The organism is Shewanella sp. 2_MG-2023 (assembly GCF_030548905.1).
GTDB classification, from domain to species: Bacteria; Pseudomonadota; Gammaproteobacteria; order Enterobacterales; family Shewanellaceae; genus Shewanella; species Shewanella electrodiphila.
In genome coordinates, this window is sequence record NZ_JAUOSO010000002.1 from 221,772 (window position 1) to 238,115 (window position 16,344).

General features: G+C 40.2%; 14 protein-coding genes. 5 read left to right on the plus strand and 9 right to left on the minus strand.

Annotated elements, in window-relative coordinates; all coding sequences use genetic code 11:
* Nucleotides 1-16: 16 nt before the first annotated feature.
* Complete coding sequence (locus Q4600_RS03280; protein WP_303514253.1) at nt 17-655, minus strand: GNAT family N-acetyltransferase; 639 nt, start codon at nt 653-655, stop codon at nt 17-19.
* Between the two features lie 247 nt (nt 656-902).
* Nucleotides 903-2,681: a choice-of-anchor I family protein gene (locus Q4600_RS03285; protein ID WP_303514487.1), complete on the minus strand. Its 1,779-nt coding sequence runs from the start codon at nt 2,679-2,681 to the stop codon at nt 903-905.
* Nucleotides 2,682-3,086: 405 nt separating this feature from the next.
* On the opposite strand from Q4600_RS03285, the gene Q4600_RS03290 reads away from it, so the two are divergent.
* The 4 genes from Q4600_RS03290 (at nt 3,087) to Q4600_RS03305 (ending at nt 8,570) form a co-directional block, all read left to right on the plus strand.
* Nucleotides 3,087-4,244 (plus strand): multidrug effflux MFS transporter, encoded by a 1,158-nt coding sequence (locus Q4600_RS03290; RefSeq protein WP_248955863.1) that lies wholly within the window; start codon nt 3,087-3,089, stop codon nt 4,242-4,244.
* Between the two features lie 480 nt (nt 4,245-4,724).
* Complete coding sequence (locus tag Q4600_RS03295) at nt 4,725-6,443, plus strand: acetolactate synthase 3 large subunit (RefSeq protein WP_303514250.1); 1,719 nt, start codon at nt 4,725-4,727, stop codon at nt 6,441-6,443.
* A complete protein-coding gene (gene ilvN, locus Q4600_RS03300) occupies nt 6,443-6,937 on the plus strand; it encodes an acetolactate synthase small subunit (RefSeq protein WP_102528176.1) in 495 nt (164 codons plus the stop codon). The genes Q4600_RS03295 and ilvN overlap by 1 nt, the downstream gene beginning before the upstream one ends.
* A 208-nt stretch (nt 6,938-7,145) precedes the next feature.
* Entirely contained in the window at nt 7,146-8,570 is a 1,425-nt protein-coding gene (locus Q4600_RS03305) for a DEAD/DEAH box helicase (RefSeq protein WP_303514247.1), read from the plus strand.
* 117 nt (nt 8,571-8,687) lie between these two features.
* Here Q4600_RS03305 and Q4600_RS03310 read toward each other — a convergent pair whose 3' ends face one another.
* The 3 genes from Q4600_RS03310 to Q4600_RS03320 all read right to left on the minus strand — a co-directional run bounded on the left by Q4600_RS03310 (nt 8,688) and on the right by Q4600_RS03320 (nt 9,816).
* Nucleotides 8,688-9,110: a VOC family protein gene (locus tag Q4600_RS03310; RefSeq protein WP_303514244.1), complete on the minus strand. Its 423-nt coding sequence runs from the start codon at nt 9,108-9,110 to the stop codon at nt 8,688-8,690.
* A gap of 26 nt (nt 9,111-9,136) precedes the next feature.
* Nucleotides 9,137-9,556 carry a VOC family protein gene (locus tag Q4600_RS03315; RefSeq protein ID WP_303514481.1) on the minus strand — a complete coding sequence of 140 codons (420 nt, stop codon included), beginning with the start codon at nt 9,554-9,556 and terminating at the stop codon, nt 9,137-9,139.
* A 74-nt stretch (nt 9,557-9,630) separates the two neighbouring features.
* The gene (locus tag Q4600_RS03320) at nt 9,631-9,816 is read right to left on the minus strand and encodes a hypothetical protein (protein ID WP_303514242.1); all 186 of its coding nucleotides are present in this window, start codon (nt 9,814-9,816) and stop codon (nt 9,631-9,633) included.
* 210 nt (nt 9,817-10,026) lie between these two features.
* Here Q4600_RS03320 and soxR point away from each other — a divergent pair, with 210 nt between their 5' ends.
* Nucleotides 10,027-10,482, plus strand: a complete 456-nt coding sequence (soxR, locus tag Q4600_RS03325) for a redox-sensitive transcriptional activator SoxR (RefSeq protein ID WP_283108322.1) — start codon at nt 10,027-10,029, stop codon at nt 10,480-10,482.
* Between the two features lie 220 nt (nt 10,483-10,702).
* Here the strand turns inward: soxR and Q4600_RS03330 are convergent, their stop codons facing one another.
* From Q4600_RS03330 to ushA (Q4600_RS03345), 4 genes are all read right to left on the minus strand, one after another.
* On the minus strand, nt 10,703-11,164 hold the full coding sequence (locus Q4600_RS03330) for an Hsp20 family protein (RefSeq protein WP_102527971.1): 462 nt from the start codon (nt 11,162-11,164) through the stop codon (nt 10,703-10,705).
* A gap of 313 nt (nt 11,165-11,477) precedes the next feature.
* On the minus strand, nt 11,478-13,181 hold the full coding sequence (gene ushA, locus Q4600_RS03335) for a bifunctional UDP-sugar hydrolase/5'-nucleotidase UshA (RefSeq protein ID WP_102527931.1): 1,704 nt from the start codon (nt 13,179-13,181) through the stop codon (nt 11,478-11,480).
* 333 nt (nt 13,182-13,514) lie between these two features.
* The gene (locus Q4600_RS03340; protein ID WP_303514236.1) at nt 13,515-14,195 is read right to left on the minus strand and encodes an alpha/beta hydrolase; all 681 of its coding nucleotides are present in this window, start codon (nt 14,193-14,195) and stop codon (nt 13,515-13,517) included.
* A 143-nt stretch (nt 14,196-14,338) separates the two neighbouring features.
* On the minus strand, nt 14,339-16,051 hold the full coding sequence (gene ushA, locus Q4600_RS03345) for a bifunctional UDP-sugar hydrolase/5'-nucleotidase UshA (protein ID WP_102527933.1): 1,713 nt from the start codon (nt 16,049-16,051) through the stop codon (nt 14,339-14,341).
* Nucleotides 16,052-16,344: the final 293 nt, after the last annotated feature.

A 16,344-nucleotide genomic window follows, 5' to 3' on the forward strand; every position in this document is an offset into this window, starting at 1 on the left:
TGACTCAGCTTTATGGTTAGTAATTTATCTCTGTATGCAAAATGGCATTGGCATTTTGCTGTTGATAATAATCTAGGCGATGTTTTAAATGTTTTTTTACCGTGGCCCATTCACTATCGATGATCGAATACACCACAGTGTCTCGTACTGTGCCGTCTTTCAATAATTTATGGTTTCTCAGTACACCATCTTGCTTCGCACCCAAGCGCATAATGGCTTGTCTAGATGCTTGGTTATGCCAATGGGTTCTAAACTCTACGGCCATCACATCCAAGGTTTGAAATGCATAAGTGAGTATCAGTAATTTGGTCTCTGTATTCACCGCTGTACGCTGTGCTCTTTTGGCATACCAAGTGTAACCAATTTCTAAGCGACGATTGGGTTGATCCCAATTACAGATACGAGTACAACCAATGACTTCACCTGAAGTCTTTTCTCTGACCACAAATGCTAAAGCTTCACCATGACTCTCTTGCACTAAAGCCTTTTCCACATAAGCCTTCATATCATCTGGGTGAGGCACAGTGGTAAACCACAATTCCCACAAACTCCCATCAGTTGCAGCTAGACTTAACGCAGTCACATGCTCAGGTGTCAACGGTTCTAAAATGACATGCTCACCAATTAAGCAAGCGTCACTGTTTACTTCTGCCATTATCTCTCCCGCCCAGTCGTTAACTTGCTCACATAAATACAGAATACATGATCTTAAGCAGAATAAAATCTCCTTTTTATACAATAAAACGATAACTGTATTAGCCACTGTTGTTCACTGAGTATTAGTTAGCCATATCAGGAATATTCATCAGGTGCTTTCGCTAACCAAATAAAAAGCCAATACTTTTCAGTATTGGCTTTGCACAGCGAGAGCTGCCGTTGAGTATTAATACAACAGTGTGCTTTTATTGATTAAAATCCAGCTGATAAACACTTGTCGTGCCACTCACTTCATTGCCAATAACTAACAATGGTTTGCCTGTCAGATTCATATCAGCACCGATAAACTTCATGCCTTCAGGCCCTAAGTCACCAGCAAGCTCAGGTTGACCTGAAATATCATCACCATCGATTTCAAAATCAATATCAAAATCTCGATTTATCACATAATCAATAAAGCTAACATCAAATGGGTTAGTAATATCGTAAACCATAAAACCACCCGTGCGCTCTAATCCGATAAAAGCATATTTTTTATCACCAATTTCTCCAATAGCTAACGCTTCAGGTTCTGGCCCTTTATCATCACTACGGCTATCGCCTTTGCTTTCTTCGTTATGGTTATTGAAGTTATCACCTAAGATCGCAGCTGTAATGCGCTCGAACTGGCTAGCACTGTCAAAAACTTGTTGGCCATCATGGGTCCATATCGAAAATGAACGTGCGCCATATGAGACGATTTTATCCATATCACCGTCGCCATCATCATCGCCCATGCTAGTGGTAATTTTTAAACGTCCTAGCTGAGTCTTATCTTGTGCTGTTAAAATTTGTGGATGGTTTGGCTCTAGCAGTAAGTCTTCAGCCCGCTCTTCTTCTGAAAAACCGTCATAATCACGTGCGTCACCTTCATTGGCTGTAACAATAAAGTCCTGATCACGCCATTGGTAACTTGCTATCGTATCTGGCTGATACATGCCGTAAACACCTTCGTATGCCGTGATGTTGATAGCATCATCTTTATCACTGGCATCGATTTCGTTCCCCGCTTTTCCATAATCTTTAAGACCAAGTGCATTAATCGCTTCAACCGTATTATCAGCCAAGTTAATCACTGCAATAGCATTGTTTTCTTGTAGGCTGACATAGGCATATTGGTTATCTTTAGAGACTGCAATATATTCAGGCTCTAGATCTTCAGAAACTGAAGCACCAGGGCCATTGAGTTTAATCAAGTCGCTTAATTCATCATGGCGTGCATTGCCTGCATCAAACTCGTTAAAGGTAATCAATGTAGCAATATCGGCAGGAATATTATCAACCACTTCGATAATTGAAATGCTGCCTTCGGGATCTACCGTGTAAGCATCGTTAGGCTCACCTTCATTGGCTATAATCACTTTGGTACCGTCATGGGTAAACACCACGTTATCGGGTAATGCACCTACGTTGACAGTTTTAATAAAACTTGGCGCATCAACATCAGATAATTGATAAAAGGCGATAACGCCGTTACCTTGCGTCGCATTGCCTACATCATCAGCTCTTTCAACGGCAGCAGCTAAAAGGTCGCCATAAATACTGATGCTATTAACGCTACCTAGACCAGTTAATTCTGCATCTGTAGCAACATCTAAACTGTATACTTTTTCTAAGTTACTTAATGTAGAAGCCTCTGCTGCATCAACAGCTTGAGTCTCAACACTCTCAAGGCTAATTGCATCGACCATGCCACTTTGAGCATTGACCACAAACGCTAGATGACTTGCTACGTGATAATCAACAATTTCAGCAGCACTTTTCCCAAACACGCCAGACTCGTAACGACCTATAAGTCCTAAAGATAAAACGCCTTGCTGAGCATCACAGATAATCTGAGTTTGGGCAGAAATGATTTCGTCACTGTCTAAAATGCCATTTCCATTGGTATCAATGCCGGTATCGATTTGCTTTCCACCAAAAGGACAAATAGCATGACCAGAAGCTAACGAACTTGTCGTGAGTAACGAAGTTAGTCCATTAATACCATCACTACCTTAGCTGCCATCAGAGCCGTCGTCACCATCGCAGCCAGTTAATAGCATCATAGAAACAATAGCGGCTATGGGTAAAATATTGGTTTTCATCATCACTTTCCTGTTACGTACTTGTTATTAAAATTTCAGGTAAGCTACCCAAGTTCAATGACAATCACGCGACACTCTTGTTAAGCTATTGTTACATCCTATTTGGTTGATCCAGTAAAGATTTTGATACAAGTTCTTATTAAATAATTCCCATTAGTAAACACTAATCATGTTAAAATCCTCTATGGAATTTTCTTCGTTCCTCTTCTTTTGCCTTCACTCTTTTTTATTACTGAGGTATGTGTGAGCCCGTCTTCAAACACTCATTCAAATAATACTGCACAAAATTCTCCGCATCTTGCCATGTTAATTCCAATGCTTGCGGCCATTGTTGCTATCACGCCATTAGCTATTGATATGTATTTACCAGCGATGTCAGCTATTGCAATAAGCTATGATGCCCACGTCACCACCGTACAACAGTCTTTAAGTATTTATTTAGCTGGGTATGCGCTTGGCATGCTGACATTCGGCCCACTTGCGGATCGTTTTGGTCGTAGGCCTTTGGTCATTTTCGGTCTCAGTGGTTTTACGCTAATTAGTTTATTTATCTCTTTTAGTAGCAGCATTGAAACATTTTTAGCCTTGAGGTTTATTCAAGCGTTTATTGGCGCCGCTGCAACTGTGGTTGTTCCTGGTTATATCAAAGAGGTTTATGGTGATAATACGGCTAAAGGCATGTCTTATGTCAGTTTAATCATGATGCTTGCCCCTTTATTAGCACCAACACTTGGCAGTTTAATTTTAGAGTTTGGTGAATGGCCGCTGATCTTTATAAGCCAAAGCTGCTACGCGATTGTATTGTTAATGCTGGTGTTGTTTAAACTTAAAATGCCAAGCGATAAGGCAAAAGACAGTCGCAGTACTCAGTCTTTTCTTAAGTCCTATAAAACCGTGTTAACTCGTCAGGGCGTTAAGGTTAATATCACTTGTGGCGTGCTCACATCGTTTGCTTTTTTCTGTTACTTAACAGCCTCTCCTTTCATATATATGGAAGTGTTCGGGTTAGATAAATCACTATTCGCGATTTTGTTTAGCACTAATGTTGGCGCGTTGATGCTCGCTAATATTGTTAATTCAAGGATTGTCGGTCGCTATGGTTCTAGCCGAATGTTGTTTGTGGCCACGGTGTTTGCAACGCTTTCAGCCACTGGATTGTTGATCGTTAATATTATTGACCTAAGTTACCATTACACAGTGGCAATGCTCATTCCATTAATGGGCTGTTTAGGGATTATGTCAGTCAATGCTGATGCGATTGTATTGATGAAATTTAAAAAGGAAACTGGAACTGCGACTGCCGTGATTGGTACATTGCGCTTTGGGTTTGGCTCTCTTGCAGGGCCTTTACTAGCAGTATTTTACACAGGTACTGCAGTGCCTTTTTCTGCAATGATGCTGATTTCAGTTATGTTAGTCATGGTCTGTTTGCTATTTCAGCGAACTCAACCAGCACATTAGAATTTTATGAATAAGAGTGATGCTATGTATCACTCTATTCAATAATGCCACGACCCCATTTTCATTATTAAATTGATCAATTCCTATTCCAGTTCTTTTAGCCAATATGTGCGTCCTAAAATGTGCTATTTGTACGCTCTATAACAAAAGTTATATTCAATAAACTGCAAATAACACTTAATTTAATGTGTTTTTCTGACTTATTAGTCATTATTAATCAATATTCATGAAATACACTCAAGTTTCTTAGTTAATTTCAAAATCACTCTTGTATCAATTTCAAAATTAATTATGATGAAATCATCTTGTTTCACTTGGTGTTATCTCAATATCATATGAAAACAAGACAATTATCTAAGGCGGTTATCGACTGCAAAGATAAACGAGTTCGAATTACCATTCGAACCTACTTTTAGAACGATTACCGTCGTTGTAACAAGATACTGTTTACCCACAACGGTAACTTAAGAGGATTTAGCAATGGAAAAATTATCCGGCGCAAGCATGATAGTGCGCTCGTTAATAGACGAAGGCGTAAAACACATATTCGGCTACCCTGGTGGCTCAGTTCTTGATATCTACGATGCTCTTCATAAAATTGCAGGTGTAGAACATATCCTTGTAAGACATGAACAAGCTGCTGTCCACATGGCTGATGGCTATGCGCGCGCAACTGGTGATGTTGGCGTAGTACTAGTCACTTCAGGTCCTGGAGCAACCAATGCGATTACAGGTATTGCTACTGCATACATGGACTCTATCCCAATGGTGGTCTTGTCAGGCCAAGTACCCAGCAACCTAATTGGTAATGATGCATTCCAAGAATGTGACATGATTGGTATTTCTCGACCGATTGTAAAACACAGCTTTTTAGTGAAAGATCCCCGTGAAATCCCTGAAATTATCAAAAAAGCCTTCTTTATTGCTGCAACTGGCCGCCCTGGACCTGTGGTTGTCGATTTACCAAAAGACTGCTTAAATCCTGAGCTTCTTCACGACTACGTTTACCCAGAATCAGTCAACATGCGTTCTTACAATCCAACGACATCAGGCCATAAGGGCCAAATCCGTCGTGGTTTACATGCATTATTAGCGGCTAAAAAACCTATCTTATATGTAGGTGGTGGCGCGATTATCTCTGAGTGCGACCAGCAAATCCTGCAACTGGCAGAACGTTTAAATATTCCTGTGATTAACACATTAATGGGTTTAGGTGCTTTCCCAGGCAGTCATCCGCAATTCTTAGGTATGCTTGGCATGCACGGCCGTTATGAAGCCAACATGGCAATGCATAACAGTGACCTTATTTTTGGTATCGGTGTGCGTTTTGATGACCGGACAACGAATAATGTCGAGAAGTACTGCCCTAATGCAACCATCTTACATATTGATATTGATCCATCTTCGATATCAAAAACAGTCAGAGTAGATATCCCAATTGTTGGCTCTGCTGAAAACATTTTAGACAGCATGCTCAAGCTACTTGATGAGACTCAAAAAACCAATGACAGCGAAGCACTCAATGCATGGTGGACTGATATCAATCAATGGCGTGAACGTGATAGCTTGGCATACGATAAAACCACCGATCGTATTAAGCCGCAACAAGTGATCGAAGTACTGCATAAATTGACCGACGGTGATGCTTACGTCACATCTGATGTTGGCCAGCACCAAATGTTTGCTGCACTGTATTATCCATTTGATAAACCACGTCGCTGGATAAACTCTGGAGGCTTAGGCACCATGGGCTTTGGTTTACCTGCAGCCATGGGGGTTAAAATGGCAATGCCAGATGAAACCGTTGTTTGTGTAACAGGTGATGGTTCAATTCAAATGAACATTCAAGAGCTATCAACGGCACTGCAATATGATACCCCAGTGAAAATCATCAACTTGAATAACCGATTCTTAGGTATGGTAAAGCAGTGGCAAGACATGATTTATTCAGGTCGTCACTCTCATTCTTATATGGACTCAGTACCGAACTTTGCCAAGATTGCAGAAGCCTATGGCCATGTTGGCATGACGATTAGCGATCCTAATGAACTTGAGTCTAAGCTTGCAGAAGCATTAGCAATGAAAGACAAATTAGTCTTTGTTGATATCAGTGTTGATGAAACTGAGCACGTTTACCCAATGCTTATTCGTGGTGAGTCAATGAAAGATATGTGGTTAAGCAAAACGGAGAGAAGCTAATGCGTCGTATTATTTCTGTATTACTTGAAAACCAACCGGGCGCATTATCTCGTGTTGTAGGTTTATTCTCTCAACGCGGTTATAACATCGAAAGTTTAACCGTAGCACCAACAGAGGACACCACATTATCGCGTCTAAATATTACCGTTAATGCTGAAGCCAATGTTCATGAGCAAATCGAAAAACAACTGCACAAGCTCATAGATATATTAAAAGTGTCCAATATCACTGAGAATGCACACATTGAACGTGAGTTGGCATTAGTTAAAGTTAAAGCTCAAGGCGAACTACGGGAAGAAGTAAAGCGCACTGCTGATATTTTCCGTGGCCAAATTGTCGATGTCACTTCAAGCCTTTATACCATTCAAATGGCGGGCACTAGCGATAAAATCGATGCATTTATCAGTGCATTAGCTGAGGTCACTAAAGTGATTGAGGTATCACGTTCGGGTGTTGTAGGTCTTGCGCGTGGTGATAAGGCCATGAAAGCATAAACCTTGTAAAAATTAACATTTACAGTGTATCGCTTTAATAGTGTTAAATCATGAACCGTAAAGGGAGCATTTGCTCCCTTTTTAATCCTTAGCCACAAACTCAGCTATCCTATACTTTATCCACTCTGCTATAATACTCTGCTTTTCAAAGTCGCAATGTTATCAACTAACATTGCAGACACTACTGACATTTTACCTGAGATAACACATGCCATTTTCCAAGCTTGGATTAAGCGAACCCATCACACTTGCTCTTAATGAGTTAGGCTACAGCGCGCCGACTCCAATTCAACAAAAAGCAATTCCAGTGGCCTTGTCGGGTAAAAATATCATTGCTGCAGCGCAAACCGGTACCGGTAAAACAGCCAGCTTTGTCTTGCCAATACTTGAACGTTTCAAAGAGCCTCGTAAAGTACGTGGTAAACGAGTTAAAGCGCTGGTACTTGCTCCAACTCGCGAACTAGTAGTACAAGTAGAGCAAAATATTCAGCAATACAGTAAGCATTTGTCCATCAATTCAATGGTGATGTACGGCGGCGTTGACAGTAAACAACAGAAACAGCGTCTCATTGAAGGCATTGATATACTCGTTGCCACACCAGGCCGTTTGCTCGATTTGTACACCCAACGTGCAGTCCACTTTGACGAGCTAGAAGTGTTAGTGCTCGATGAAGCCGATCGCATGCTCGATATGGGCTTTATTGAAGACATTAATCGCATTATTGAGTTGTTACCTGACGAACGTCAGAACATGTTGTTTTCGGCCACTTTATCAAATCAAGTTCGCGCATTAGCTAAAACAGCAATGAAAACGCCGGTGCAGATTTCTGTTGAAACGGATGCTGACGCTAAGCCTAAAATTGATCAATGGTTAGTCACCGTTGATAAAGATAAAAAATCCGCTTTATTAAGTCATTTAATCCAAGAAAATGATTGGAAACAAGCGCTAATCTTTATTGAAACCAAGCATGGTGCAGCGAAACTTGTTACCCAATTAGAGAAACGAGGCATCATAGCAGAGTCTTTCCATAGTGGTCGAAGTCAGCCGATACGCGAGCAGATTTTAGCGGACTTTAAAGCAGGTAAAATTACTTACTTAATTGCTACTGGTGTCGCTGCCCGTGGTATTGATATTGATGACTTACCATTAGTCATTAACTATGATTTACCATTTCCTGCTGACGATTATGTTCATCGTATTGGTCGTACGGGCCGCGCTGGCGCACAAGGTACTGCTGTCTCATTGGTGTCAAAAGATGACTTTAAAAACCTGTGCGCAATTGAGCGTCGTTTAGGCCATATTATTGAACGCAAAGAGGTTGAAGGTTTTGCGCCAAGAAAAGAAGTGCCTATTTCCATTTTAGATTTTGTGCCTAAAAATCCAAAAGCGCCAAAGCCTAAAACAGATCAAGATAAGCCTAAGATGTCACGTGGTAAATCTGACAAACCAAAGAATAACCACTACAACAAAAATAAAGCTAAAAAATTCAACCAAGAAGAAGCCGCGAGTTCACCTTATGGTGCTAAAAGTACACAGCGCACTTCTGATGATCGCCGTTCACAAGGTTCATCTGAGTCAAAACCTGCATCAGTCCCAAATGGTAGCGGCAGTGTGAACCCATGGAAACAGTAATCTAAATTCTAAAGTCTGCATTTCAAGATGAAGATGCAGGCTTTTTGTTTTAGATTTGGATTTAGTTTTTGAGTTAGATTTAATTTTCTATTATATTTTATTTCGCTTAGCATAAGTTCACTGCTTTATATTCACTCGCCATGGCGGATTTAAACGGTTTTCTCCCGCCCAATACAGTTTGATTTTATTCCCTGACGGATCAAATAACACCGCTTCACGCCAAAGATAAGGCTCATCAACAGGTAACTGTTCAAATATAATTCCTTGTTGTATTAACGCTTCAACCCACACATCTAAATCTTGGTGCTCAAAGTAGATCACGCTGGTATTGTCTCTCTTCTGTATAGAATCAGATCCTTGCAAAGACTCTCCACCCAAAAAAGACAAAGAGAATGTCGCCTCACCTTCAGGACAAGCAAATCGTGCATAATGATTACCATCGGCTGCTGTGCTTACAATTTGTGTAAACCCCAAGGTTAGGTAAAACTCACAGGCTTTAGCCATATCATTAACAGGGAGTGTGACTTGATTTAATCTCATAGTATTCATTCCAATTAGACAGTAATCTATAAATAGAAATTACGCTCACTCGGGATATCCGTTAAATACTCAACAAATTCTACTTCGTGGCCATTAGGATCGATGTAATACACGCTGTTGTAGTTCGCGTCTTTGCCGCCAATAATCGCGATTTCAAAACCTGCTGCAATCAGCCTTTGATTTAAGCTTGTTAAATCTGTCACCACATAGGCGAAATGAGCAAGTCCTAAATCATAGCCTTCAACTGGGCGGATTTTTCCTTTGCCATTATCATTGAAAGAAAGGTAGTTATAGTCATCGCCAAAATGAATCCATTTTCGCTGCACCCCATGCCATTCCCCCTCTCCACCACCTCTGACTTTCCAATGAGGAAATGCCGCTTGATAAAATTTAAGTGTTGTTTCTAAATCGTTTACGACTAAATTCAAATGTTCTAAGCGCATAATGACTTCCTGTTAATTGATTACTTTTAATTGATTACTTTTTATCTGGCACTTTTAAAAATGAGAAGAGTTCAGAGTTATTTGTTTTCCATTGTTTGACTAAATAGTTGCTGCGTTTTTTCAATGACATTTCTAATAGCTATTTGGGTTTGAACCTCTTTTTTGTTAAATAACTCAATGCCCAAGCCAGCTGTGTTCGCTTGGTTCAAAACAGCGCTTCTCTGATCCATTAAAGGCCGATTCACTGATATTGGTTTGCTCATACACAATCTCCTTATCCCTTTTATCCTTGAGGCGCCAACCACTCTTTGGTTTCAATTTAGTGATGGGTTATATAAGATGAAGCCACTATAAAACCTCAACCTAAGTTGAGGTAAAGCCCTAAATAGTCATTTTTTGTCATTTATTTTTGATATTTAAGATTCACATGTATGAGGCTTAAACGAGATGAGTAGTAACTGCTAAGGAGAAGCATGTTAAACGAAGCGGATCTAACCGTAGGTCAAGTCGCCAAACGTTGCGGCATTAAGGTGTCTAGTTTGCACTTTTACGAAACTAAAGGATTAATTAGCAGTTTACGTAATCAAGGGAATCAACGGCGATATCGCAGGGATGTCATTCGGCGAATATCTGTGATTAAAGCAGCACAAAAAATGGGGATCAGTTTACAGGAAATCAAGCATGCCCTTAGTCACTTACCCAATAATCGCACGCCAAACAAAGAAGATTGGGCTAAGTTATCACAAGCATGGCACGATAAACTCACTCAGCGCATTCATTATTTAACTGAGCTCAGAGACTCACTAAACGGATGTATTGGTTGCGGTTGTTTATCTATGACGAGTTGTCCAATTTACAACCCAGAAGATGCGCTAGGCATTGATGGCGTAGGCTCTGTCATCTTAGATAAAGCACTCATTCAAGATTAAAACTGTAATTATGTTGATTTGAAAACTAAAAAGCCCAACAAGGAAATAGAGTCTCGTTGGGCAAAATAATCAGGGAAGATGTGAAACTTGTGCTACTTAAAATGCATGATGAGTGCATAGGGGAATTAAATAGCACGGATGAAACAATGTTTTACAAGGTTTGCTATCTCTCATCATCAACAACCTCTCATTGCAATGAGTAAGAGATAGCGTCGAAAGGTTAGCTTTCGATGGTATTGTTTACGTTAGCGCCATTAATTTTAATCTTACGCGCTTTCAATGCTTCAGGAATTTCACGCACTAATTCAATATTTAATAGGCCATTTTCTAAGCCTGCTCCCACGACATTTACGTGATCAGCTAATTGGAAAGTACGTTCAAATCCGCGTTCAGCAATACCTTGGTGTAAGTATTTACGCTCATCGTTTACGGCTGCAACTTTGCTGCCTTTGACTAATAACTTGTCGCCTTCGCTGGTGATATCAAGTTCGTCCATGGTGAAACCTGCAACTGCCATAGTAATGCTGTAACGATTCTCACCCAGTAATTCGATGTTGTATGGAGGGTAACCAGTGTTACCATTTTGCACTGCAGCGTGCTCAGCCATTTTAGCTAAACGATCGAAACCGATTGCACTGCGGTAAAGAGGAGTTAAATCTGGAGTTAAGTTAAATTTGCGCATGTTCATACCCTTGTCTAAAGCAATATGTGAAAATAAATATGCCATTATTGGCGTTTGTCATTACCCTTACGGCGTAATGGAAGTTAGTACCTCTATTGAGCGTGCCTAACTTATAACTAGATATGAGAACGATATTTTTGTTTTCAAGTAAATATCGGATATTATTTTTATTTATTTTGAATTTATTTTTTATAACACAACAAATACAGTGGTTTATGTTAAAAATAAATTTTATAAAAATGGCAACAAAAAAGGCAACCTTGCGATTGCCTTTCAGTTTTCTACACTAATTTATTCAAACTAAGCTTGAAAATTAATAGATACTACAGCCTAAACTACTCTTAGATTGCTTGAATTTAAGCTCTCCATTTGGCGCATAATCAGCAATATTTATCTGCTCATGCTGTTTAATGTAGTCATACAGTTCAATCGCATCAACATAGCCCGCTTCTAGAATATTAATCTTGGGATAGTTATCACCACCTGCTGCGCTAAAGCTTGGTATTGAGAAAGTATAGTTTTCATTAATGTCAAAAGGCTGATTATTAATTGTGTGTATTTCAACCTGCTGATCGCGGCACATCACCGTCATATCAATGCCATAAAACTGCGCGTAAGCACCACTGGTCCGAGTATTAGTCGCCACTTTAGATAAATACTTAACTAACTTCTCACCAGACATTTCAGCAAAACCAATCGTATTTGAAAATGGCTGAACGGTTAATACATCACGGTATGCCACATCTCCGGCTTGAATTGATGCTCTCACGCCACCTGAGTTCATAATGCCAAAATCAGCACGCACTTTTTCACTGTGTACTTTCGCAATTAAGCGCCCTAAATTGGTTTGCTGCGCGCGAACCACTTTACGATCGCCTTGCAGTAAGCCATCCACTTTACCAATGATGACATCAAGCTCTGCGCTGCCTTTATCTTGATAAGGCTTAAGCGCCGCTTCAACATCTGCATTACGCTCAATAGGCTCAGCAACTGGCCACGCTAGTTTTTTACCAAATGCCATACGCTTTAAGTTAATTGGGATTAATTGATAATCGACTAAATACAACTTGTCATTCACGTACTCAAAGTCTGCACGACCTACATATCGCCCCCACTCATGAGCTTGCATAATGTAAGTTCCATTTTGCTTGTCAGGACGACACGAATCGCCAGGCATAAAACGCGTATCATACTCACTTTTACGCCCACTCATACACACGGGGTTTTGTGAATGGCCGCCAATAATAGCATCAAGATCACCCTCGTTTAGGGCTCTTGCCATAGTGACATCACCAGGGGCATTACTGCCAAACTCACCATTTTGATAATGGCCCATATGTGTTGCCGCAAACACTAAATCAATGCTGTCATCAGCATTAATTTGCGGTAATAACTTTTGCATTTCTTCAATCGGGTTAGTAAAGATTAAAGATTCGGTATGAAGCGGATTCGTTAACTTTGGCGTATCGTCGGTGGTTAACCCCACAACAGCAATATTGATGTTACCGAGGTTAAACACTTTATAAGGCTCAAAATAACGCTCATTGGTGTCTTTACGATAAATATTCGCGGCAAGCATTGGGAAGTTTGCTAGTTCAGCTTGCTCATCCAAAACAGACAATGGGTTATCAAATTCGTGGTTACCGACTGCCATCGCATCATAACCAATCATATTCATACCAATAAAGTCTGGTACTGCTTTTTGTAAATCTGACTCTGGTACGCCTGTATTGATGTCACCGCCAGAAAGTACCAATGTATGGCCCCCTTCTGCAGTCACCTGTTTACGGATATTATCAATCACAGTAAAGCGAGCAGCCATACCAGCTTCACCCGCTTTATTTTGCCAAAAACGGCCGTGGTTATCATTGGTATGTAATACGGTAAACTTTGTGCAATTGTTATCTTCACAGGTTGGGCGTTGCTCGCAGCCACTTAAACTGAACAAACTGACACAAGCGACAACTAAACTAAGGCTCTGTGTTAATCGTTTTGTGTGCGGAATTTTTCTTATCATTATTCTATCCGTTTTTAACAGGGCGTAGACAAATTCAATCAATACGCAATAAAACTGTGTCACAAAAATGAGTGACCATCTTAACAAAATACCAGCATTATATGTCATTTTTTTGAATTCAAAACCTTATAGAACAAGAGTTTATTCAATAATTTTGCAGCAATTGTCCTCATTAAAAAACAAGAGTTTTTTAATGATAGTGATAATGTATAAACAAAAAAGGCTTAGGGTGTAAGTTTATTAAACTTTCACCCTAAGCCTTTTATTTTATGATGGTTATTTAACCGAGCATATATCGTCTAAGCTCGAGTTATTATGCTATTTACAAAACAATTAGCGCATCAATTTAGACGAAATCCACGCACCAATTTCAGTTAACTGTTCAGGAATAACACTATGAGGCATTGGATAGGTTTTCCAAGTCGATGTATAGCCCGCTTTAGTGAGTGCATCAAAAGCCATTTTTCCGGCAAATAGTGGCACGACTTCATCTTGCTCACCATGATGTTGCAATAATTCTGTTTGTGCATTTGCTGAGTGTAAATCATCAGGTAAGCTTTCGCCGGCAGGTAAATAACACGATAACGCCATAATACCAGCAAGTTTGTGCTCAAAACGTAAGCCACTAAATAAGCTCATGACACCGCCTTGACTAAACCCTGCCAGAATAATATTTTCAGCGGCAATACCTGCTTCTATTTGCTCATTAATCAGCGCTTTTACGGCTGTTTCTGATGCGAGTACGCCATTAATGTCAGCACGATCATGTAAGTCCATGCTTTTAATGTCATACCAAGAACGCATGATATAGCCACCATTAATGGTCACCGCTTGTTCTGGCGCGTGAGGAAATACAAAACGAATACTGTGATTTTGTGGCAAGCCTAATAATGGCACAACAGGAGCAAAGCCTGCGCCAGAGTCACCAAGGCCATGAAGCCAGATAACACATGCGGTTGCAGCTGTGGTCGGTTCAATAGTAATACGTTCAAGTGCTGTGCTTGCAGACGGCATAATCTAATCCTTTATTATTTATTGCCGCTATCTTAACTGAAAGAGTTTAACTCGTTAACCTATCAATAGAATTCTGTCCTTTCAGATAATAAAAAAGGTAGCCTAAGCTACCTTTTTTGATTAACAGTGTTACTCAAATTGAATTATTGAGCACAACTCTTAACTTCTGAACCATTACGGTAGAAGTTTAATTGCCCTTCTACAGGCGCGTAATCTTCAGCTGAGATTTCTGGATTCGCTACGAAATACTCACGGAATACAGCAGCATCAGTTAACTGAGTATCAATGTAGTTTTCATGTGTATTGATGACTGGGTAATCATCGCCACCAGCAGCGCTAAAGTGGATCACTGAGAAAGTGTAGTTTTCAGCAACATCAAACGAACGGCCACCTAAGCTAGCAATATCAACAGTGCCTGCATCACAATTAACATCCATTGCAACATCATTTAGTTGTGGGTAACCACCACCAGTTTTAACTGCAATATTAGCAAGATAGTCTTCAACTTCAGCCCCTGTCATTGTGACGTAAGCAACGAAGTTTCCGAAAGGTTGTACAGTTAACACGTCACGGTAAGAGATATCACCTTCAGCAATAGATGCACGCACACCACCTGAGTTCATCACACCGAAATCAGCCGTCACGTTGAAGTTATTAGTAACAAACTCAGAATATGCCGTTGTTAATAAATTACCTAGGTTAGTTTGCTCAACACGAACAACCTCACGGTCACCTTCTAACTTGCCATCTGTGTACGAGATAACCACATCAAGTAGCTCTTGGCCACGTTCTTGGTAAGGCTTAAGCATGTCATACACGGTTTGATTCTTTTCAATTTCTTCAGTAATGAAAACTAAATCACCGTTGTCATCTTTTTCTTTTAAATTGATAGGAATTAGCGAGTAGTTCGCAAGTGTCAACTCACCATCCATATATTCAAAGTCAGCACGGCCAACATACTTGCCCCATTCGTGGGCTTGCATGATATAAGTGCCGTTTTGTTGATCTGGTTTACATTCTTCACCTGGGGCAAAATCTGCGTAATCATCGCCTTCCATGCACACCGGGTTTTGTGAATGACCACCAATAATCGCGTGTAATTGACCTTCTTCAACTGAGCGAGCCAACATCACATCGCCAGGTGCTTCAGTGCCGTGGTTGCCATCAGCATAGTGACCCATATGCGTCACTGCAAATACCATATCCACTTCTTCGTTAGCTTCGATTTCAGCTAATACTTTTGGTAGCTCAACTTGAGGATCTGTAAACTCTAAGTTTTCAACGTTTTCAGGGTTAACGATTTTAGGAGTATCTACTGTAGTGAAACCAATGATCGCCACTTTAAGACCGTTAATTTCGAATACACGGTATGGCTCAAAATAACGTTCTTCAGCATTTTTGTCGTAGATGTTTGCAGCAAGCATTGGGAAGTTAGCCAATGTAGATTGCATATCTAGCGTGCTTAATGGGTTATCAAACTCATGGTTACCGACAGCCATTGCGTCATAGCCAAGTAAGTTCATGCCAACAAAGTCAGGAATCGCTTCTTGCATATCAGATTCTGGTACACCCGTGTTGATATCACCGCCTGATAAAAGAATTGTTTCGTCGCCACGACCTTCAACTTCTGCGCGAATTTGGTCAATAACCGTTTTACGTGCAGCCATGCCATACTCACCGTCGCTATTTTCCCAAAAGCGACCATGGTTATCATTGGTATGAATAACGGTAAAGCTAGTACAAGCATCACCCGCAGCTTCACATGCTGTTTGGTCTTTATCATCGTCACTGCTACAACCTGATAAGGCTGCAAGTACAGCTGTTGCAACGAGTCCTTTGTATAACGTGTTTTTCATGATCTAACCCCTAATCAATATATTTTTATATTTACGAGCTACCCAGCTCTGCGCCGAATCGTAGCAAACACTGGACTGTTTTTATGTCACTTTAATTACAGTTTGTGATATTTAACCCAATAACAACAATAAGTTACACTACTGATTACAAACCATTTATAAACAATGTTTTTTACGCTACTTCTTCGTTATATCGAAAATGGAATCAATAAAAAGATAAGGGTGATAATCTGTTAATTTAAAATGACTTTGTGCAAAACAGTGCTTTGCCTGATTATCTTTTTAGTAAAACA

What these genes read in the sequence shown, in the direction of transcription:
- Q4600_RS03310 (WP_303514244.1), bottom strand. Translation starts at nt 9,110, where the DNA reads ATGAGATTAAATCAAGTCACACTCCCTGTTAATGATATGGCTAAAGCC.
- soxR (WP_283108322.1), top strand. Translation starts at nt 10,027, where the DNA reads ATGTTAAACGAAGCGGATCTAACCGTAGGTCAAGTCGCCAAACGTTGC.
- Q4600_RS03340 (WP_303514236.1), bottom strand. Translation starts at nt 14,195, where the DNA reads ATGCCGTCTGCAAGCACAGCACTTGAACGTATTACTATTGAACCGACC.
- ilvN (WP_102528176.1), top strand. Translation starts at nt 6,443, where the DNA reads ATGCGTCGTATTATTTCTGTATTACTTGAAAACCAACCGGGCGCATTA.
- Q4600_RS03320 (WP_303514242.1), bottom strand. Translation starts at nt 9,816, where the DNA reads ATGAGCAAACCAATATCAGTGAATCGGCCTTTAATGGATCAGAGAAGC.
- Q4600_RS03280 (WP_303514253.1), bottom strand. Translation starts at nt 655, where the DNA reads ATGGCAGAAGTAAACAGTGACGCTTGCTTAATTGGTGAGCATGTCATT.
- ushA (WP_102527931.1), bottom strand. Translation starts at nt 13,181, where the DNA reads ATGATAAGAAAAATTCCGCACACAAAACGATTAACACAGAGCCTTAGT.
- Q4600_RS03330 (WP_102527971.1), bottom strand. Translation starts at nt 11,164, where the DNA reads ATGCGCAAATTTAACTTAACTCCAGATTTAACTCCTCTTTACCGCAGT.
- Q4600_RS03295 (WP_303514250.1), top strand. Translation starts at nt 4,725, where the DNA reads ATGGAAAAATTATCCGGCGCAAGCATGATAGTGCGCTCGTTAATAGAC.
- ushA (WP_102527933.1), bottom strand. Translation starts at nt 16,051, where the DNA reads ATGAAAAACACGTTATACAAAGGACTCGTTGCAACAGCTGTACTTGCA.
- Q4600_RS03305 (WP_303514247.1), top strand. Translation starts at nt 7,146, where the DNA reads ATGCCATTTTCCAAGCTTGGATTAAGCGAACCCATCACACTTGCTCTT.
- Q4600_RS03290 (WP_248955863.1), top strand. Translation starts at nt 3,087, where the DNA reads ATGTTAATTCCAATGCTTGCGGCCATTGTTGCTATCACGCCATTAGCT.